General features: G+C 58.2%; 20 protein-coding genes. 13 read left to right on the top strand and 7 right to left on the bottom strand.

Annotated elements, in window-relative coordinates; genetic code table 11:
* Position 1 precedes the first annotated feature (1 nt).
* The 3 genes from ybcJ (at position 2) to malI (ending at position 3,050) form a co-directional block, all read left to right on the top strand.
* Positions 2-214, top strand: coding sequence for a ribosome-associated protein YbcJ (gene ybcJ / locus ACQUTD_RS06585; RefSeq protein WP_072567621.1), 213 nt, complete (start codon positions 2-4; stop codon positions 212-214).
* Positions 215-444: 230 nt separating this feature from the next.
* Positions 445-1,944: a PTS transporter subunit EIIC gene (locus ACQUTD_RS06590; protein WP_318363283.1), complete on the top strand. Its 1,500-nt coding sequence runs from the start codon at positions 445-447 to the stop codon at positions 1,942-1,944.
* Positions 1,945-2,033: 89 nt separating this feature from the next.
* Positions 2,034-3,050, top strand: a complete 1,017-nt coding sequence (gene malI, locus ACQUTD_RS06595; protein ID WP_473274138.1) for a Mal regulon transcriptional regulator MalI — start codon at positions 2,034-2,036, stop codon at positions 3,048-3,050.
* Positions 3,051-3,184: 134 nt separating this feature from the next.
* Here malI and cysS read toward each other — a convergent pair whose 3' ends face one another.
* On the bottom strand, positions 3,185-4,570 hold the full coding sequence (gene cysS, locus ACQUTD_RS06600) for a cysteine--tRNA ligase (RefSeq protein ID WP_318363281.1): 1,386 nt from the start codon (positions 4,568-4,570) through the stop codon (positions 3,185-3,187).
* Positions 4,571-4,744: 174 nt separating this feature from the next.
* Between cysS and ppiB the strand changes: the two genes are divergently transcribed.
* From ppiB to mnmH, 5 genes are all read left to right on the top strand, one after another.
* Entirely contained in the window at positions 4,745-5,239 is a 495-nt protein-coding gene (ppiB, locus tag ACQUTD_RS06605; protein ID WP_072567617.1) for a peptidylprolyl isomerase B, read from the top strand.
* Positions 5,240-5,242: 3 nt separating this feature from the next.
* A complete protein-coding gene (gene lpxH, locus ACQUTD_RS06610) occupies positions 5,243-5,965 on the top strand; it encodes a UDP-2,3-diacylglucosamine diphosphatase (protein ID WP_473274137.1) in 723 nt (240 codons plus the stop codon).
* Between the two features lie 119 nt (positions 5,966-6,084).
* Positions 6,085-6,594 carry a 5-(carboxyamino)imidazole ribonucleotide mutase gene (purE, locus tag ACQUTD_RS06615; RefSeq protein ID WP_318363279.1) on the top strand — a complete coding sequence of 170 codons (510 nt, stop codon included), beginning with the start codon at positions 6,085-6,087 and terminating at the stop codon, positions 6,592-6,594.
* Positions 6,591-7,658, top strand: coding sequence for a 5-(carboxyamino)imidazole ribonucleotide synthase (gene purK, locus ACQUTD_RS06620; protein ID WP_072567614.1), 1,068 nt, complete (start codon positions 6,591-6,593; stop codon positions 7,656-7,658). The genes purE and purK overlap by 4 nt, the downstream gene beginning before the upstream one ends.
* Positions 7,659-7,806: 148 nt before the next feature.
* Positions 7,807-8,880 carry a tRNA 2-selenouridine(34) synthase MnmH gene (gene mnmH / locus ACQUTD_RS06625; RefSeq protein WP_473274135.1) on the top strand — a complete coding sequence of 358 codons (1,074 nt, stop codon included), beginning with the start codon at positions 7,807-7,809 and terminating at the stop codon, positions 8,878-8,880.
* Here mnmH and ACQUTD_RS06630 read toward each other — a convergent pair whose 3' ends face one another.
* The 5 genes from ACQUTD_RS06630 to ybbA all read right to left on the bottom strand — a co-directional run bounded on the left by ACQUTD_RS06630 (position 8,881) and on the right by ybbA (position 14,740).
* On the bottom strand, positions 8,881-9,540 hold the full coding sequence (locus ACQUTD_RS06630) for a methionine ABC transporter permease (RefSeq protein WP_072567612.1): 660 nt from the start codon (positions 9,538-9,540) through the stop codon (positions 8,881-8,883).
* Positions 9,533-10,549: a virulence-associated ABC transporter ATP-binding protein SfbB gene (gene sfbB, locus ACQUTD_RS06635; protein ID WP_072569404.1), complete on the bottom strand. Its 1,017-nt coding sequence runs from the start codon at positions 10,547-10,549 to the stop codon at positions 9,533-9,535. Before sfbB ends, ACQUTD_RS06630 begins: the two co-directional genes overlap by 8 nt.
* Before the next feature lie 59 nt (positions 10,550-10,608).
* Entirely contained in the window at positions 10,609-11,436 is an 828-nt protein-coding gene (locus ACQUTD_RS06640) for a MetQ/NlpA family ABC transporter substrate-binding protein (RefSeq protein ID WP_318363276.1), read from the bottom strand.
* Positions 11,437-11,642: 206 nt separating this feature from the next.
* A complete protein-coding gene (ybbP, locus tag ACQUTD_RS06645) occupies positions 11,643-14,057 on the bottom strand; it encodes a putative ABC transporter permease subunit YbbP (protein ID WP_473274134.1) in 2,415 nt (804 codons plus the stop codon).
* Complete coding sequence (gene ybbA / locus ACQUTD_RS06650; RefSeq protein WP_473274132.1) at positions 14,054-14,740, bottom strand: putative ABC transporter ATP-binding protein YbbA; 687 nt, start codon at positions 14,738-14,740, stop codon at positions 14,054-14,056. The genes ybbP and ybbA overlap by 4 nt, the downstream gene beginning before the upstream one ends.
* Here ybbA and tesA point away from each other — a divergent pair.
* From tesA to ACQUTD_RS06675, 5 genes are all read left to right on the top strand, one after another.
* Positions 14,708-15,334, top strand: a complete 627-nt coding sequence (gene tesA, locus ACQUTD_RS06655; RefSeq protein WP_158684884.1) for a multifunctional acyl-CoA thioesterase I/protease I/lysophospholipase L1 — start codon at positions 14,708-14,710, stop codon at positions 15,332-15,334. The genes ybbA and tesA overlap by 33 nt on opposite strands.
* A 28-nt stretch (positions 15,335-15,362) precedes the next feature.
* Complete coding sequence (locus tag ACQUTD_RS06660) at positions 15,363-16,130, top strand: SDR family oxidoreductase (RefSeq protein ID WP_473274130.1); 768 nt, start codon at positions 15,363-15,365, stop codon at positions 16,128-16,130.
* A 58-nt stretch (positions 16,131-16,188) separates the two neighbouring features.
* Positions 16,189-17,043, top strand: coding sequence for a tetratricopeptide repeat protein (locus ACQUTD_RS06665; protein WP_473274127.1), 855 nt, complete (start codon positions 16,189-16,191; stop codon positions 17,041-17,043).
* Positions 17,044-17,317: 274 nt separating this feature from the next.
* Positions 17,318-18,232, top strand: coding sequence for an SPFH domain-containing protein (locus tag ACQUTD_RS06670; RefSeq protein ID WP_318374638.1), 915 nt, complete (start codon positions 17,318-17,320; stop codon positions 18,230-18,232).
* Between the two features lie 2 nt (positions 18,233-18,234).
* The gene (locus ACQUTD_RS06675) at positions 18,235-18,684 is read left to right on the top strand and encodes an NfeD family protein (protein ID WP_473274124.1); all 450 of its coding nucleotides are present in this window, start codon (positions 18,235-18,237) and stop codon (positions 18,682-18,684) included.
* A 24-nt stretch (positions 18,685-18,708) separates the two neighbouring features.
* On the opposite strand, the gene ACQUTD_RS06680 is transcribed toward ACQUTD_RS06675, so the two are convergent.
* On the bottom strand, positions 18,709-20,094 hold the full coding sequence (locus ACQUTD_RS06680; RefSeq protein ID WP_473274122.1) for a sulfatase-like hydrolase/transferase: 1,386 nt from the start codon (positions 20,092-20,094) through the stop codon (positions 18,709-18,711).
* Positions 20,095-20,271: the final 177 nt, after the last annotated feature.

The following is a 20,271-nucleotide window of genomic DNA, read 5'->3' on the forward strand; positions in this document are numbered from 1 at the left end:
GATGGCAACATTCTCCCTGGGCAAACATCCGCATGTTGAACTCTGCGATCTGCTCAAGCTGGAAGGCTGGAGCGAAAGCGGCGCGCAGGCGAAGATTTTTATCGCCGACGGTCTGGTGACGGTGGACGGCGAGGTGGAAACCCGCAAGCGCTGCAAAATCGTCGCCGGTCAGACCGTGAGTTTTAACGGGCAGAGCATCACCATCACCGCCTGATCCCCCCTTTACCCTCTCCGCCGGAGAGGGTAAAAACCGCCCTTCTCCCCGCGCCCGCCAGGGGCATTGCCCGATCGACTTCAAAAGAATAACAAAATCCTCTGACGCGCCACGTGATTTCAGTTGCGGTAAAACCGCGCTTAACTGACATTAGGTATAACGTTTTAGTAGAACGTTATACTCACAAAAATAAGCGCCCAACAAAGGCGTCTGCATTCGGGGGATAAGGCATGACTATGCTGTCAGGTTTCATTAAGTCGTTATCAAAATTGTCCATGATTGGCCGCGCGTTGATGCTGCCAATTTCGTTATTACCCGCCGCCGGTCTGTTACTGGCGTTTGGTGATAAATTCCAGCTGCCGCTGATGATGAATGCCGGGGGCGTTATCTTTGATAACCTGCCGATGCTGTTCGCCATTGGTTCCGCGGTGGGTCTGGCGTCTGAGTCCGGTATTGCGGCGCTGTCGGCGGCGGTGTCGGTGTTTGTCACTAACATCACCATAGGTACGGTGCTGTCGATCACGCCGGAAATGGCCTCGCAGGGCGGTAAGTATGCGATGGTGGTCGGCATTCCAACCTTACAGATGGGCGTGTTTGGCGGGCTTATCTGCGGCATCCTCGCCGCCTGGTGCTACAACCGTTTCCATACGTTGCAGTTGCCGGAATTCCTTGGCTTCTTCTCGGGTAAACGCTTTGTAGCCATCGCCACCGCGTTTCTCTCCTTCCTGCTCGGTCTGCTGCTGCCCTATGTCTGGCAGCACATTCAGTCGGGCATCGATGCGCTGTCAGTGGTGGTGAACGGCGATAATCAGGCGGCCTCAACCTTTATCTTCGGGCTGGTTGAACGTGCGCTGATCCCGCTGGGTCTGCACCATATCTGGTATCCCTCTTTCTGGTACTCCTTCGGCGATTACACTACGCAGGCAGGCCAGGTGATCCATGGCGACCAGACCATCTGGTTTAAAATGCTGGAAGAAGGCGTGAAATCCTTCAGCAGCGACACCTACCAGAACGCCGGTAAGTTCATGCAGGGCGAGTTCCCGCTGATGCTGTTCGCGCTGCCTGCGGCCTGTCTGGCGATGTATCACGAAGCCCAGACCAAAAACAAAAAGATTGCCGCCGGTATTCTGTTCTCCGCCGCCCTCACCTGCTTCCTGACGGGGATCACCGAGCCGGTGGAATTCACCTTTATCTTTGTCGCGCCGGTGCTGTACGTGTTTAACGCCATCATGGCGGGTCTGTCGTACATGTGTATGTATCTGCTGCATGCGCATATCGCCAAATCCTTCTCGGCGGGCTTTATCGACTACCTGTCGTTCGGCATCCTGCCGTCGTTCAACGGCTTCCAGACCAACTTCCTGAGCGCGATTATCGTCGGCGTGCCGATGGCGTTGATCTACTACTTCACCTTCCGCTTCGTGATCCGTCGTTTTGATGTCAAAACGCCGGGCCGCACGGAAATCACCGCCAGCGTCAGCGATAAAACCGATGACGAACTCGCCACGGAAATCATCGCCCTGCTCGGCGGCGAGCAGAACATTAGCTCGGTCGGCGCCTGCATCACACGTTTACGTCTGGAAGTGGCAAAGGGCGCGCTGGTGGATAAAGACGGGCTGAACAATCTGGGCGCACGGGGCGTGGTGTTCGTCGGCGATCAGGGCGTACAGGTGATTTTTGGCGCGCGCGCACAATTTATCGCACAAACCATGTCCGGTATGATGGGCAGATAACCCGAAGCTGTTAAGGTGATAACGTCTTCTGCCCGCGCAGGAGACGTTGTCATATTTGGCTGATTATCCGGTGATTTCAGGGAGCGCGTTTGAAGAAGGTCAGCATTATTGATGTCGCAAGGCATGCGGGGGTTTCTGTTTCGACCGTTTCGCTGGTGCTGCGTCAGAAAGGGAAAATTTCGGCGGCGACCATTGAGAAAGTGCAGGCGTCCATCACCACGCTCGGCTACGTGCACAACGTGGCGGCAGCCAATCTGCGCTCCAGTACCTCCAATCTTATCGGTTTGATTTTACGGGATTTCAGCGACAGCTTTTCCATCAAAGTGATGGCCAGCATTGTGCAGGAGCTGGAGAAACAGGGTTTTATGGTCTTTCTCGGCCAGCCGCTCAACGATGAGGAACACCTTGAGCGCTGTCTGTTATCGTTCAAGCAACAGGGCGTGGCGGGGGTCATCTATCTGGCGGCGGATGCTGCGCGGGCGACGGTGCCGGAGCAAATTCGCGCCTGTCCGCTACCGCTGGTGGTGGTGTCGCAATCTCTGCTGGACGAGCCCTGCGATTTAGTGATGCGCGATAACCGTCAGGCGGCGAACCTCGCCACCCGTTATCTTATTGAACGCGGTCATCGCAATATCGCCTATATCGGCGGCAGTGAAAATAACCTGATTCGCCAGCAACGGTTGTTGGGTTTTCGCAGCGCGTTAACGCAGTACGGGCTGGTGACGCGGGAAGAGTTTACCCCCGCCTGCTGCGATGGCACCCATGCCGCCAGCCACGCCACGCGTCAGCTGCTGGAGAAGAACAATAAGATCACCGCCCTGCTGTGCCATTCGCCTGATGCGGTGATTGGCTGTTTGTCCGGCATCAGCCAGGTCGGGCGCACGGTGGGTAAAGATGTGTTTCTGACGCAACAGGTGGCGCTGGTGGGATTTGAAGATATGCTGCATGTGAATCTGACCTCGCCGTCCTTCACCTACGTGTCGTCAGCGAGTGAAGAGACCGGACGCCAGGCGGCGGCGTTGATCATACGTAAACTGAAAGAGCCGGATCTGCTTACCCAGCGGATAACCCTGTCCGGTCAGTTAGTGGCGCGGGAGTCCGCGTGATTTGCCGTTGCCGGGTGGCGCTGCGCTTACCCGGCCTACAACACAGAGCCGTAATTGCCGGGTGCGCGTTGCTTACCCGGCCTACAAGACAATTTGTAGGCCCGGCAAGCAACGCGCCGCCGGGCGTTACTGACTTACTTACGACGCCAGGTGGTTCCCTGCGGGCCGTCTTCCAGCACAATACCCATCTCATTGAGACGATCACGCGCCGCATCGGCGGCGGCCCAGTCTTTTGCCTGACGCGCATCCAGACGCTGCTTGATTAAGGCTTCGATCTCGGCCACTTCGCCATCATCAGCCTGCGCGCCGCTTTGCAGGAACTGTTCTGCATCCTGCTCCAGCAGACCCAGCACGCCAGCCAGTTTACGCAGCTGCGCGGCCATGCCGTTCGCGGCGTTGATATCTTCCGCTTTCAGGCGGTTAACCTCGCGCGCCATGTCGAACAGCACCGAATAGGCTTCCGGGGTGTTGAAATCGTCGTCCATCGCTTCGATAAAGCGCGCTTCAAAGGCCTCGCCGCCTGCCGGAGCCACGTTTTTATCAGTGCCGCGCAGCGCGGTATACAGACGCTCCAGCGCGGAACGCGCCTGCTTGAGGTTCTCTTCGCTGTAGTTCAGCTGGCTGCGGTAGTGACCGGACATCAGGAAGTAGCGAATGGTTTCCGCGTCGTAATACTTCAGCACGTCGCGCACGGTGAAGAAGTTGCCGAGGGATTTCGACATCTTTTCACGGTCAACCATTACCATGCCGGAGTGCATCCAGTAGTTAACGTATTCGCCGTCGTGGGCGCAGGTGGACTGCGCGATCTCGTTTTCATGATGCGGGAACATCAGATCCGCGCCGCCGCCGTGAATATCGAAATGGTTGCCCAGCTGTTTGCAGTTCATCGCCGAGCACTCAATATGCCAGCCCGGACGGCCTTCACCCCACGGCGAACTCCAGCTCGGTTCGCCCGGCTTGGACATTTTCCACAGCACGAAATCCATCGGATTGCGTTTGATGTCGGCCACTTCGACGCGCGCACCAGCCTGCAACTGATCCAGATCCTGACGCGACAGCTTGCCGTAGTTCGGATCGGTGGGTACCGAGAACATCACGTCGCCGTTGTCAGCCACATAAGCGTGGCCACGCTCAATCAGACGTGCGGTGATATCGATGATCTCGTGAATATGGTGAGTGGCGCGCGGCTCGCTGTCCGGACGCAGAATATTCAGCGCGTCGAAATCCGCATGCATTTCGCCGATCATGCGATCAACCAGCGCGACGAATTCCTCGCCGTTTTCATTGGCACGCTTAATGATTTTGTCGTCAATATCGGTGATGTTACGCACGTACTTCAGCTGATAGCCCAGAAAACGCAGATAGCGCGCCACCACATCAAAAGCTACAAAGGTACGGCCATGGCCGATATGACACAGATCGTAAACGGTGATACCACACACGTACATGCCCACTTCACCGGCATGGATGGGTTTGAATTCCTCTTTCTGGCGCGTCAGGGTATTAAAAATTTTAAGCATCGAAGATTCCGTTTAGACGTGTGTGGAGAATATCTTTCTTATCATAACCATATTTCGGCAGCGAAGCAGCACCCTTTGCAAGGTGATCGAACCTCAGGGTTATGCTATAAAAGGCGATTATCTCTGACCCATTGCCGGGTCTACGCGACTTACCAAACAGAACAGGATGCAACAATGGTTACTTTCCACACTAATCACGGCGATATCGTAATCAAAACCTTTGATGATAAAGCACCTGAAACCGTTAAAAACTTCCTCGACTACTGCCGCGAAGGTTTTTACGACAACACCATTTTCCACCGTGTGATCAATGGCTTTATGATCCAGGGCGGCGGTTTTGAACCGGGTATGAAGCAGAAAGAGACCAAAGAGGCGATTAAAAACGAAGCCAACAACGGTCTGAAAAACACCCGTGGCACCCTGGCCATGGCCCGTACTCAGGCGCCGCACTCTGCGACTGCGCAGTTCTTCATTAACGTGGTTGATAACGACTTCCTGAACTTCAGCGGCGAAAGCCTGCAGGGCTGGGGTTACTGCGTATTCGCCGAAGTGGCGGAAGGCATGGACGTGGTTGATAAAATCAAAGCCGTTTCTACTGGCCGCAGCGGTATGCACCAGGACGTGCCGAAAGAAGACGTAATCATTAAAAGCGTGACCGTCAGCGAGTAATCGGTGGCGACACTCTTTATTGCAGATCTCCATCTGCAAACAGAAGAACCGGCGATCACCGCCGGTTTTCTGCGTTTTCTGGCCGGTACAGCCAGGGAAGCGGACGCGTTGTACATTCTGGGCGATCTGTTTGAAGCCTGGATCGGCGATGACGATCCCAATCCCCTGCACCGGCAGATCGCCGCCGCGCTGAAAGCGCTGGCGGATTCCGGCATCCCGGTGTATTTCATTCACGGCAATCGTGATTTTCTGCTCGGTCAGCGCTTTGCGCGTGAAAGCGGCATGACATTGCTGCCGGAAGAAAAAGTCCTTGAGCTGTACGGTAAACGGCTGCTGATTATGCACGGTGATACCCTGTGCACGGACGACGCGGGTTATCAGGCGTTTCGCGCCAAAGTTCACCAGCCCTGGCTGCAAAAGCTGTTTCTCGCCCTGCCGCTGTTTATCCGCACGCGCATCGCCGCGAAAATGCGCGCCGGCAGCAAATCCGCCAACCGCACCAAGTCTCTGGCGATCATGGACGTTAACCCACAGGCGGTGGTGAAGGTGATGGAAAAGCATCAGGTGCAGCATCTGATCCACGGTCATACCCATCGCCCGGATATTCACGCGCTGACCGCCAACGGTGAACCCGCCTGTCGTTATGTGCTGGGCGCCTGGCACAGTGAAGGCTCAATGGTGAAAGTGACCGCTGACAAGATTGAACTGATCGCGTTTCCCTTCTGAGAAAACGCCTGTATTTGAACTATACCGCGTTACGCAACCGTTTTCCTTGCTAATTATCCATGTTATTCTCTGTGGCCTTAAAAGCAGTCTGAAGCACACCCACAGGAGTTTTAAGGCGCATGTCTTCCCGCAATAATCCGGCGCGTATCGCCATCGTGATGGGGTCCAAAAGCGACTGGGCAACCATGCAGTTCGCCACTGAAATCCTCGATCTTCTGCACGTTTCTTACCATGTTGAAGTGGTCTCCGCCCATCGCACCCCCGACAAACTGTTCAGCTTCGCCGAAAGCGCAGAGCAGAACGGTTATCAGGTGATCATTGCCGGCGCAGGGGGGGCTGCACATCTGCCGGGCATGATTGCGGCGAAAACGCTGGTGCCGGTGCTGGGTGTGCCCGTGCAAAGCGCCGCGTTAAGCGGTGTCGACAGTCTTTACTCCATCGTGCAGATGCCGCGCGGTATTCCGGTGGGCACGCTGGCGATTGGTAAAGCCGGTGCCGCCAACGCCGCGCTGCTGGCGGCACAGATCCTCGCTACTCAGGATCGCGAGCTGCATCAGCGCCTGGTCGAGTGGCGACAAAGCCAGACGGATGAAGTGCTGGATAACCCGGATCCGCGGAGCGAAGCATGAAACAGGTCTGTATTTTAGGTAACGGTCAGCTGGGCCGGATGCTGCGCCAGGCCGGTGAGCCGCTGGGGATTGCGGTATGGCCGGTGGGACTGGATGCGGAGCCGGAAGCGGTGCCTTTCGCGCAAAGCGTGATCACCGCTGAAATCGAGCGCTGGCCGGAAACCGCCCTCACCCGCGAGCTGGCCCGTCACCCGGCGTTCGTCAACCGCGATGTGTTCCCGATCATCGCCGATCGTCTGACGCAAAAGCAGCTGTTTGACACCCTCGGGCTTGCCACCGCGCCCTGGCAGTTGCTGGCCAGCCGCGATGAATGGTCCGGCGTGTTTGATCGCCTGGGCGAGCTGGCGATCGTCAAGCGCCGCGTTGGCGGTTATGACGGACGCGGTCAGTGGCGTCTGCGCGCAGACGATACCGACCAGTTGCCGGATGACTGCTACGGCGAGTGCATTGTCGAGCAGGGCATTAATTTTTCCGGCGAAGTGTCGCTGGTAGGCGCGCGCGGACATGACGGCAGCACGGTGTTTTATCCCCTGACACACAACCTGCATCAGGACGGTATTTTACGCACCAGCGTGGCCTTCCCGCAGGCGAACGCCGCCCAGCAGACGCAGGCGGAAACCATGCTCAGCGCGGTAATGAATGAACTCAATTACGTCGGCGTGATGGCGATGGAGTGCTTTGTCACCCCTGGTGGACTGCTGATCAATGAGCTGGCCCCGCGCGTGCACAATAGCGGGCACTGGACGCAGAACGGCGCGTCCATCAGCCAGTTTGAACTGCATCTGCGCGCCATTACCGGGCTGGCGATGCCGCAACCGGTGATTAACAGCCCGTCGGTGATGATCAACCTGATCGGCAGCGATCTGAATTATGACTGGCTGAAGCTGCCGCTGGTGCATCTGCACTGGTACGACAAAGAAGTGCGTCCGGGCCGTAAGGTCGGGCATCTGAATCTCAATGATGCCGACACCGACCGCCTGAGCGCCACCCTCGAAGCCCTGCTCCCGTTACTGCCGCCGGAATACGCCAGCGGCATCGCCTGGGCACAGTCAAAATTAGCGTAGCGCTATCGCCCGGCGGCGCAGGCTTGCCGGGCCTACATAAAGTTCCTGCCCCGTAATGCCATCATTTTTCCCCCACCGCACAAATGAACGCGTAAAATACGGCGATCTGACGTAAAACGTCGCCCTTTGATGTGCAGAAGGAAGTCCCATGAACACTGGCATGGATTATTGCGCGATCCTCGCCGCTGATACGCCCCTGCTGGACGTGCGCGCCCCGGTTGAATTTACCCAGGGAATGATGCCGTCGGCGCTTAATCTTCCATTGATGAACGACGAAGAGCGCGCGGCGGTCGGCACCTGTTATAAACGCCAGGGACCTGAAGCCGCGCTGAAGCTCGGGCATCAGCTGGTGTCCGGCGCCACGCGCGAGCAGCGCATACAGGCCTGGCGTGATGCCTGCCTGCGCCATCCTGACGGCTATTTGTGCTGCGCCCGCGGCGGCCAGCGTTCCCATATTACTCAGCAGTGGCTGCGCGAAACAGGCATTGATTACCCGCTCATCCCCGGCGGCTATAAGGCGCTGCGCCAGGCGGCGATCCAGGCAACAGAGCAGCGCGTACAGCGTCCGCTGATCCTCATCGGCGGCTGCACCGGCAGCGGAAAAACGGATCTGGTACGCCAGCATGCGGACGGCATCGATCTGGAAGGTCTGGCCCGCCATCGCGGTTCGTCATTTGGCCGCACGCTCAGGCCACAACTTTCCCAGGCGAGCTTTGAGAACGCGCTGGCGGTGAAACTGCTTAAGCGGGATGCGGCGCGCTGGGTGCTGGAAGATGAGGGCCGTATGATCGGCGCTAATCATCTGCCGGAGTGCCTGCGGGATCGCATGGCGCAGTCGCCCATCGCGGTGGTGGAGGATCCGTTCGACCTGCGGGTGGCGCGTCTGCATGAGGAATATTTTGTACGGATGCAGCGCGATTTTACCGTGGCGTACGGCGAAGACGCGGGCTGGCTGGCCTATGCGGAATACCTGCATCACGGGCTGTTCGCCATTCGTCGCCGTCTGGGCTTGCAGCGCTTTGCCGAACTCAGCGCGCACCTTGATACGGCGCTGGCTAGCCAGCGGCAGCACGGCGACACGCAAGGTCATAATGCCTGGCTGGTGCCGTTACTGAAGGAGTATTACGATCCGATGTACCGCTATCAGCTGGAAAAGAAAGCCGCGAAGATCGTCTTTCGCGGCTCATGGCAGGAGGTTAACGGCTGGCTGCAACTGGGCTAATCAGTGGCGGCCCCGCTTGTCGGCCCGCGCGGCGAGCCAGTCGCCCAGCATCTGCACCACCTGCACCAGAATAATCAGCGCGATCACCGTCACCACCATCACCTGGGTTTCGTAGCGGTAGTAGCCATAGCGGATCGCCAGATCCCCCACGCCACCGCCGCCGACGATCCCCGCCATCGCGGAATAACCAATCAGGCTGACCAGCGTGATGGTGAGGCCGCGCAGCAGCCCGGCGCTGGCCTCCGGCAGCAGTACGGTGCAGATGATACGCATCGGGCTGGCGCCGAAGGCTTCCGCCGCTTCGATGATGCCCTTATCCACTTCCCGCAGCGCGCCGTCCACCAGCCGCGCATAGAAGGCAATGGCGGCCACCGACAGCGGTACGGAGGCGGCAATCGGCCCGATGGTGTTGCCTAGCAGAAACTGCGTTAGCGGCAGCAGCAGCACCAGCAGGATCACAAAGGGCACCGAGCGGATGATATTCACCAGTACGGAACTGATGAGGTAAACGCCGCGATTCTGCCAGAACAGGTGGCGATCGGTGACGAAAATCAGAAAGCCCAGCGGTAAACCCCCGACTATCGCCAGCACCGTCGAAATGCTCAGCATCTGGAAGGTTTCATTAAACGCCAGCATCAAATCCGGTAATAACTCATCCACGGATCACCTCCACGCGTGCCGTACGGTTGCGAATATAATCAACGGCGGCGTCCACCGCCGTCGGGTTATCGGGGGCGGTGAGCTGCACGACCAGAATGCCGAGTGCCCGCTCGCCGAGGTATTCGATTTTGCCGTGCAGAATGTTCACCGCCACGCCAAACTGGATCGCCGCGTCGGACAACACCGGCTGTTCCGCCGAATCGCCAATAAACAGGATTTTGAGCAACTGCCCCGGCAGATGCTGCTGCAGACGCTCCGGCAGCGTCAGGTTCAGGGTGTGGGACACCAGCTGCTGCGTGAACGCGTGCTGCGGGTGGGCAAAAATATCAAACACCTCGCCCATCTCCACCACTTTGCCGCCGGACATTACCGCCACGCGATCGCAGATGGTTTTGATGACGTTCATTTCGTGGGTGATCAGCACGATGGTGATGCCGAGGGTGTCATTGATCTGCTTTAACAGCGCCAGAATGGTGGCGGAGGTTTCCAGATCCAGCGCGGAGGTCGGCTCATCGCACAGCAGCACGTCCGGGTGATTGGCAATAGCGCGGGCAATACCGACGCGCTGCTTCTGCCCGCCGGAGAGCTGTACCGGGTAGCGATTCGCTTTATCCGCCAGCCCCACCAGTTCCAGAATTTCCGCCACGCGCGGAGCGATTTTCGCCCGCTCCCAGCCCGCCGCTTTCAGGCTGAAGGCGACGTTCTGCGCCACGGTGCGGGTGTGCATCAGGTTAAAATGCTGGAAGATCATGCCGATACGCTGCCGCGCGCGGCGCAGGGTGACGCCTTCCAGCGCGGAGATCTCGACGCCATTAATTTTGATGCTGCCCTGCGAGGGGCGCTGGAGCGCGTTCAGGGTACGCAGTAAGGTGCTTTTGCCCGCGCCGCTGGTGCCGACAATGCCAAAAATTTCGCCCGGCGCAATGCGCAGGCTGACGTCATCCACCGCCCGGGTCGTCGGGCCACGGCCTGCGGGAAAGTCCACGCAGACCTTATCTATCTCAATCATGCCGTCCTCGAAATGCAAAAGGCAGGCCGCAGCCTGCCAGAATTAATCCTGTGCGCCGCTTATTTTTTATCCGCAGCAACCATCCATTCAGGTTTCTGGAAGGCGCTGTAAACGTTGTCTGGCGAGTCGATCACCGCGCGGTAAGCCGGAGATTTGACCACGGCAACAATGTCTTTCGCGAAGGGTTTTTCGGCGTCTTCGCTACGCACGGCGATGATGTTTTTCAGATTATCATCCAGCTGTTCCTGCTTCAGCGCCGAGTCCAGCTTCATGCCTGCGGCGATAGCAAAGTTGCCGTTGACCAGGGCGGCGGTGGCGCTGTCGAGGGTACGCGGTAGCTGAGCGGCTTCCAGCGGTTTGAACACCAGGCCTTTCGGGTTGCTGGCAATATCGCGCTCGGAGGCTTTGGTCGGATCGATATTGTCTTTAATGGTGATAAGACCTAGGGATTGCAGGAAACGCAGGCCGCGCGCCAGATTGGTGGGATCGTTAGACAGGGTAACGATATCCCCCTTTTTCAGCTCGTCGAGGCTTTTGATTTTGTGCGAATAAAAGCCCATACCGGCAGTCGGCACGTTAATCAGCTTCGTCAGCTTGAGGTTTTTATCGGCGATAAATTTGTTGAAATAGAGCGAGTGCTGGAACAGGTTGGCGTCGATGCTGCCGTTGGACAGCGCCATGTTCGGCTGCACGTAGTCGCTGAATTCGCGCACCACCACTTTGTAGCCTTTCTCTTTCAGCGACGGCGCGATGGCCTGTTTTACCATGTCACCATAGGGGCCTGGGGCCACGCCGAAGGTGATGGTTTGTGGATCGCTGGCCTGCGCAAGCCCGCAGGTTAACAGTAATGCCCCGACGGCGGCGCGCACGCTGAAACGACGTCCCATAATTTCTCCTGATCAATGTGATATGTGCTGTGTGACGCGCCGTGCTACGCGGCGCATTCAGAATTTGACGGTTTAAGATGGCATAAAGGCGGCGCGGCAGTAATTGAAAATATTTCATGATGCTACTGAGTATGTCACTGAATGACAGGGGATCGTGACTGCCCTCACCCCGGCCCTCTCCCGCAGGGAGAGGGGCAGAGAGAAAATCAACCGCTGAACTGACGGAACAGCGCTTTGCCCTTCAGCAGCCGTGTGCCAAGCCAGCCGCCGCACAGTGACAGCAGCAGCGCGCCGGAAAGCGGCAGCACCAGCCACAGCCGCCAGTCCGGCTCCCACGGGAAGTCGAACACACGCGTCTGCAGAACTGCCAGCGCCGTTTCCGCGCCGATAGCAGCCACCAGCCCGGAGACAAAACCGAGCAGCGCGAACTCGCACCACAGCGTGGTACGCAGCAGTTTTTTGCCCGCGCCAAGAGTGCGGTATACCACCAGTTCCTGATGACGCTGACGCATTCCTACCTGCACCTGCGCCAGCAACAGCAGTACGCCGCACCCGGTCACCAGCACCACCATCACTTCCAGCGCGCGGCTCACCTGTTGCAGCACCTGACCGACCTGTTGCAGGATCGCGCCGATGTCCAGCAGGCTGACCGTCGGGAATTCGCGGTTAAGCTGCGTCAGCATCTCGTTGCCGTTTTCCCAGCGGAAACTGGTCAGCCAGCTTTGCGGCTGTCCGTCCAGCGCGCCAGGGGGGAAGATGAAGTAGAAGTTAGGCCGCAGGCTTTCCCAGTCCACTTTACGCAGACTGGTGACTCTGGCGGTGAAATCCTGGGTGTCGCCCATAAATGTCACGCTGTCGCCGAGCGAAATATTCAGCCGTTTCGCCAGCTCCTGCTCCATCGACACTTCCCCGGCTTTCGGCGGCCAGTTACCTGCGGTGATCGGGTTGTGATCCGGTTTTTGCGACTGCCAGGTCAGGTTCAGCTCGCGGTTTAAGGCTTCATCCTGATTGCCGTCCGTGGATGTGCCGTTAATCTGCGTCAGCCGCGCCCTTACAATGGGATAGAAGGATTCCGGGATCACCTGATGTTCCGAGAGAAACCCTTTCAGCGGCGTGACCTGCTCAGAAGCAATGTTGATCAGGAAATAGTTCGGGCTTTCCGGCGGCAGCTGTTGCTGCCAGCGGTCAAGCAGATCGCCTCTGAGCACCAGCAGCATCGCCAGCAGCATAAACGACAGCGAAAACGCCGACAGCTGGCTTAGCGTTGACCAGGGCTGGCGCAGCAGGCGGTTTACCGCGAGGCGCAGCGGCAGCGCTTTCAGCGTCAGGCGTTTTAACACGTTAAGCAGCATCCAGCCGAGCAGTCCGCACAGCGCCGCCAGCACCACCGCACCAGCCAGCACTGCCCACAGCAGCATGCTGCCGCCCATCAACCAGGCCAGCAGCAGGACAGTGACGATACTGATAGCCGGGATATAAAACTTCAGCGGCCAGACGCTGGCCACCGCATCGCGGCGCAGCACGCGCAGCGGCTGCGTTGCCAGCAACAGACGGTAAGGACGCAGCCCCACCAGCAGGGAGATCACCACCATGGTGCCCACCGCCCACAGCCACGGCCACAGGCTGGCGGGCGGCAGCGCGGCGGGCAGCACGGGTTTCAGCAGGATCATCAGCACCCGTTCAAACACCAGGCCGATGACACCGCCCGTAATGACCGACAGCCCCAGCACCATCAGCCACTGGCCGACGATCAGTTTGCGTAACTGAGCGCGGCCCGCGCCGAGGGTTTTGAGGATCGCCACCAGATCGTAGCGGCTGCGGCAGTAATGCCCCATCGCCACCGCTACGGCGGCAACCGCCAGCAGCAGCGTCAGCAATGCCGACAGCAACAGGAATTGCTGCGAGCGCTCAAGGGATTTGCCGAGCGCCCCTTCGTCCTGCTCAAGGCCGTACCATTTGTGCTCCGGCTTTAAATGTGGCAGCAGCCATTTCTCGTAGGCTTCCAGCTGCGAGGGCGTGCCGCCAAATTTGATGCGCCAGGTGACGCGGCTGCCGGGCTGCACCGCGCCGGTTTTCGCCACATCCGCCACGTTCATCAGCAGGCGCGGCGCCATCTGGAAGGGATTGAAACCGGCATCCGGCTCCTGGATCACCTCCCCGGCAATACGTAAACGGGCGTCGCCGACGTCGATTTCATCGCCGGTTTTCAGCTTCAGCAGCGCCATCAGACGCGGCGCAAGCAGCACGCTTCCCGGCTGCGGTTTTACGCCAGCCGGGCGGGTTTCCAGCTCGCCGTACATCGGGTAGATGTCATCCACCGCCTTGACGTTCGCCAGCTGCGGGGCGTCATCGGCAAAAGTCATGGTGGCAAAGCTGATTTGCGTGCCGACTTTCAGGCCACGCTTACGCGCCTCATCCAGCCATGCCTGCGGCACTTCCCGCGAGCTACGCAGCGCGCGATCGCCCGCCATAAAGTCGCGGCTCTGCTGGCTTAAGCCTTTCTCCATGCGGTCGCTGATGTTGCCGAGCGCCAGCACGCAGGCGACGGCGAGGCTCAGCGCCATCCAGACGATCAAAAGCGAAGGCGAGCGCCATTCGCGCCAGAACCAGCGGGCGATCATGCTTCCTCCTGCAGCAGGCCGTTAACCAGCCGCAAACGACGATCGCAACGGGCGGCGAGCTGCGGATCGTGGGTGACGAGGATCAGCGTAGTGCCGTACTGCTGGTTCATGGAAAACAGCAGATCGGCGATTTTATCCCCGGTCTGGCGATCGAGGTTGCCGGTGGGTTCATCAGCAAAGAGCACGCCGGGACGCCCGTTAAAGGCGCGCGCCAGCGCCACGCGCTGCTGTTCGCCGCCGGAAAGCTGCGCCGGAAGGTGATCAAGACGCTTCGCCAGCCCCAGCTCGCTTAACAGCGCGCGGGCATTTTCCCGGCTCTGGCTGCTCTTTTCGCCGCGCAACAGCCCCGGGAGCTCGACGTTTTCCAGCGCGTTCAGCGTTGGGATCAACATAAAGGACTGAAAGACAAAGCCGACGTTCTGCGCGCGCAGGGCTGCCCGCGCTTCTTCATCCATACTGTGCAATGGCTGCCCCAGCAGGTGCACCTCACCGCTACTGCCATCATCCAGCCCGGCGAGGATCGCCAGCAGTGTGGACTTGCCGGATCCGGATTCGCCAATCAGCGCGATGGTCTGCGCGGGTTTGACAACCAGCTCAACTCCGGTGAGGATGGACAGCTCATGTTCCCCCTGACCGACGGACTTCTTAAGATGATGAACTTCAACAATGTTTTCCGCTGGCATTTGCCCTTCCTTTTTATGCTTCTGTTAACCTGTCGCGCCGCCGCGGCGGACACGTTGTTGGTTCTGGGTGACAGCCTGAGCGCCGGGTATCGCATGGCGGCAACGGCGGCCTGGCCGGCGCTGCTCAACGATAAATGGCAGCAGAAGACGCCGGTAGTTAATGCCAGTATAAGCGGCGATACCTCGCAGCAGGGGCTGGCGCGTCTGCCCGCCCTGCTGAAAAAGCATCAGCCGCGCTGGGTACTGGTGGAACTGGGCGGCAATGACGGCCTGCGGGGTTTCGCACCGGCGCAGACCGAAGCCACGCTGCGTAAAATTTTGCAGGAAATAAAAGCCGCCGACGCGCAACCGCTGCTGATGCAAATCCGTCTGCCGGCGAACTATGGCCGTCGCTACACTGAGACGTTCAGCGCCATCTATCCCAAACTTGCCAGCGAGTTCGATATTCCTCTGGTGCCCTTCTTTATGGAAGAGGTCTATCTGAAACCGCAGTGGATGCAGGACGATGGTATCCATCCTAATCCTGACGCCCAGCCGTTTATCGCCGACTGGATGGCGACACGCCTGGCACCTTTAGTAAACCACGCCTCATAAATAATCGGGAAAGCCGACGGGTAAAGTTATGCAAAAATCGGTCTTAATTACAGGATGTTCCAGCGGAATTGGTCTGGAAACGGCAGTGGAGATGAAGCGTCAGGGATTTCATATCCTTGCCGCCTGCCGCAAACCCGATGACGTATCGCGGATGAATGCGATGGGTTTTACCGGCATTTTGCTGGATCTGGTCTCGCCGGAAAGCGTGGAGCGCGCCGCCGATGAGGTGATTGCGCGCACCGACAATCGTCTGTACGGCCTCTTTAATAATGCGGGTTACGGGGTCTATGGCGCGCTTAATACCGTGTCCCGCGAGCAGATGGAGCAGCAGTTTTCCGCCAACTTTTTTGGCGCGCACCAGCTCACCATGCGCCTGCTGCCCGCGATGATCCCCCACGGTGAGGGCCGTATCGTGATGACGTCATCAGTGATGGGGCTGATCTCCACGCCCGGTCGCGGGGCCTATGCCGCCAGTAAATATGCGCTGGAAGCCTGGTCGGATGCGCTGCGTATGGAGCTGCGGCACACGGGCATCAAGGTGAGCCTGATTGAGCCTGGCCCTATCCGCACCCGCTTTACGAAAAACGTCAATCAGACCAGCGACAAGCCGGTGGAAAATCCGGGTATCGCCGCACGTTTTACCCTCGGCCCGGAGGCCGTGGTCGCCAAAGTGCGCCATGCTTTTGAGAGTAAACGACCAAAAATACGTTATCCGGTGACGCTGGTGACCTACGCGGTCAGCGCCTTAAAACGCCTGTTACCGGATCGTCTGATGGATAAAATTTTACGCGGTTGAGTTGAAGGCTTCGCGCCTGACCCCATGTAAAGATAAACGCGAAAACAGAGAAAACGTTATGTCCGTACAAAATATTGTCAATGTTACCGAAGCGAACCTACAGCAAACGCTGGAGCAGTCTGTCGCCACGCCGGTGTTATTCTATTTCTGGTCCGAGCGTAGCCAGCACTGTCAGCAACTGACGCCGGTGCTGGAGTCGCTGGCGGCGCAGTATAACGGGCAGTTCCTGCTGGCGAAGGTCGATTGCGACGCCGAGCAGATGGTGGCCTCGCAGTTTGGTCTGCGCGCCATCCCGACCGTTTACCTGTTCCAGAACGGCCAGCCGGTGGATGGTTTCCAGGGGCCGCAGCCGGAAGAAGCCATCCGCGCGCTGCTGGAAAAAGTGCTGCCGCGTGAAGAAGAGCTGAAAGCGCAGCAGGCAATGCAGCTGATCGAAGAAGGCAACTATGCTGATGCCCTGCCTCTGTTAAAAGAGGCCTGGCAGCTTTCAAATCAGGGGAGCGAAATTGGTCTGCTGCTGGCGGAAACGCAAATCGCCCTTAACCGCTCCGAGGATGCGGAAGCGGTGCTGAAAACCATCCCGATGCAGGATCAGGATACCCGCTATCAGGGGCTGGTGGCGCAGATCGATCTGCTGAAACAGGCGGCGGATACGCCGGAGATCCAGCTGCTGCAACAGCAGGTGGAAATCGATCCGGCAAACGCAACGCTCGCCACGCAGCTGGCGCTGCAACTGCATCAGGTGGGCCGCAATGAAGAAGCGCTGGAGTTGCTGTTCAGCCATCTGAGCAAGGATCTGAATGCCGCCGACGGCCAGGCGCGTAAGATGTTGCAGGAGATCCTAGCAGCGCTTGGCACGGGTGATGCGCTGGCGTCGAAATATCGCCGTAAGCTGTATTCTTTGCTGTACTGACATGGGTTTCGCCGGGCGGCGCAGGCTTGCCCGGCCTACGGAGTGCAGTGGTATTGTGCCAGCCTGCGGGTTACCACTTAGTCTGAAAAGTCATATTCCGTACTTGCCGTGCGGTCTTATCCTGTTGCATAAAGCGTCCGCATCTTTCGATTTCATTCCCGCCCTTTTTCACCCTCAGGATTAACAGGGGGTGCCTGGTGGCGATAAAAGTTATACTTACCCGCAATGAAATGGATGTAATTCAATACCCACGGATTTAATAACAGGAGGTTTTATGCTTATCGTTATCCCTATTCTTATCTTTGTTGCTCTGGTGGTGGTCGGCGCGGGGGTGAAAATCGTGCCGCAGGGTTATCAGTGGACCGTCGAGCGCTTCGGGCGTTACACCCACACCCTGCAACCGGGGCTGAGCCTGGTGGTACCTTTTATGGACCGCATTGGCCGTAAAATCAATATGATGGAGCAGGTGCTCGACATCCCGTCCCAGGAAGTCATTTCCAAAGATAACGCCAACGTATCCATTGATGCGGTGTGCTTTATCCAGGTGATCGACGCGCCGAAAGCCGCCTATGAGGTGAGCAATCTGGAGCTGGCGATCATCAACCTGACGATGACCAACATCCGTACTGTGCTGGGCTCCATGGAGCTGGACGAAATGCTGTCGCAGCGCGATAACATTAACACCCGCCTGTTGCACATCGTCGATGAAGCCACCAATCCGTGGGGCATCAAGATTACCCGTATTGAGATCCGCGACGTACGCCCGCCGGCTGAACTGATCGACGCCATGAACGCGCAGATGAAAGCGGAACGTACCAAGCGCGCCTATATTCTCGAAGCCGAAGGTATTCGCCAGGCAGAGATTGTGAAAGCCGAAGGTGAGAAGCAATCGAAGATCCTGAAAGCGGAAGGCGAGCGTCAGTCCGCCTTCCTGCAGGCTGAAGCGCGTGAACGTTCGGCGGAAGCGGAAGCCGAGGCGACCAAAATGGTGTCTCAGGCGATTGCCGCTGGTGATATTCAGGCGGTGAACTACTTTGTGGCGCAAAAATATACCGAAGCGCTGCAACACATCGGCTCGTCTAATAACAGCAAAGTGATCATGATGCCGCTGGACGCCAGCAGCCTGATGGGATCCATCGCCGGGATTTCAGAACTGCTCAACGACAGCGCCACTGCGCGGAAGAAATAGCCATGGACATCCTGCTCGCGCATCCGCACATTTTCTGGTTAAGCCTCGGCGGGATCCTGCTGGCGGCTGAAATGCTCGGCGGCAACGGTTATCTGCTGTGGAGCGGCGTGGCCGCGGTGGTGACCGGCCTTGTAGTCTGGCTGCTGCCCTTTGGCTGGGAGTGGCAGGGGGTGATGTTTTCCCTGCTGACCATGCTGGCCGCCTGGCTGTGGTGGCGCTGGCTGGCGCGGCGGGTGAAAGAACAAAAACCTGCCGATGCCGCGCTGAATCAGCGGGGCGTTCAGCTGGTGGGCCGTCGCTTTACGCTGGAAACCGACCTGGTGAATGGCCGCGGACACATGCGGGTGGGCGACAGCTCCTGGCCGGTGAGCGCCGATGAGGATCTGCCTGCCGGGACGCCGGTGGTGGTGATCGCCGTTGAGGGGATCACCCTGCGGGTACGCGCCCGCTGATCCCTTCCCCCGATGGCCGCACCTTTACCCGGAGCGGTCATCGCCCTCCGGGCTTTTCATCTGCTTCTGCCACTTTTCCCGTCCCGGATACGCCCGACCGGCGGCGATCTCCTGCGCCCAGCGCCGTGACTCAACGCCTTTCACCGGACCGCTAAGCAACGGATCGTCGGTTTCACGCATCCAGTTTGCCACGCGCTCACGCAGCCGGGCGGCGATGGCCTGATAGTCAGGATGAGCGATAAGATTATTTTTCTCCAGCGGATCCAGATGCAGATCGTACAGCTCCTCCGGCTCGTTTGGAACGTACAGCCGCTCCCGCACCGCCAGCCCAGACAGACTCAGATGCGCATCAACGGGAACATAGACCAGCGGCCCGTCGGCAAAATTTTTGACGTAACTGTAACGGGCGGTACGCACACCGCGCATGGGGTGGTATTTGTCGTGCCAGGTCAGCTCGGTAAAGAACGACTCCCGTCCTTCGTCGCACGGGCTTTGCAAAAGCGAAGCAAAACTTTTGCCGTCAAGCCCGTCGGGACAGGCTGCGCCGATAAGTTCAAGCAAGGTGGGCATCAGATCGATATTGCACAACAGCGCCTGGCGGCGACCGGTGACAGCTGCTTTGCCCGGCAGCACGATAATCAGCGCCGTCTCCAGCCCTGCCGTTTTTAAGGTGCCTTTCGCCAGCGGAAAGGCGACGCCATGATCGGTGGTGAACACCACTATGGTGTTATCGCCCAGTCCCGTTGCATCCAGCGCCGCGCAAATGCGCCCTACGGCACTGTCCAGCATTTTTAACGCGCCGTTAAACAGGGCGATATCCTGGCGAACGGCTTCGACATCCGGCAGAAAATCGAACACCTCCACCTCGTCAGGCCGATCCGCAACTGGCTGATATTCATCGAAATCGCGGTGGGTTTCAAAAAAACCGGCGTTAAGATAAAACGGGCGATCGTCATGCTGATGGCGGAGGAGAAAATCGATCACCGAATCGGCAACCTGTGACGCGCGCTCGCCGGGCACCGGGATATAGTCATCGTAGCCAAGCGCGGTGGTAGAGGAGAATATGCGTTCCGCGACCGGCTGCGCGTTATTAATGGTTTCATGACTGAGCCCGATCAGCGCCGTATAATAGCCGTTTTTTTGTAATTCTTTTGGTAAAGTAGTTACACCCTCTGAAATACAAAAACCGAGATGCGCAAGCCCGATGAGGCCATTATTATGTGGGTATAACCCGGTTAATAACGCGCCCCTGCTGGGGCTGCATTGCGGGGCTGGACAATAACAATTGTCAAATTGCAGGCCGCGCTGCGCCAGGGCATTAATATGCGGCGTTGCCACCCGATAACCGTAGTTCTGAAATTTACGTCCGCTGTCATGGGAAATCATCAGCAAAATATTGGGCTGCATCATCGGAATTCCATTTGCGAAGAATATCGCGTCCATCGTGGCACTACGCCCGGTTTCTGTCCAGAAAAACAACGGCGAATAGCACGGATAACTTATAAACAATATATTCATAAAATCAATAAATTAAGTGTATTGACAGTATAAAAAAGCGCATGTAATTATCCGGTGCGTCACCCGACA

This window comes from Enterobacter sp. K510, from assembly GCF_055804875.1.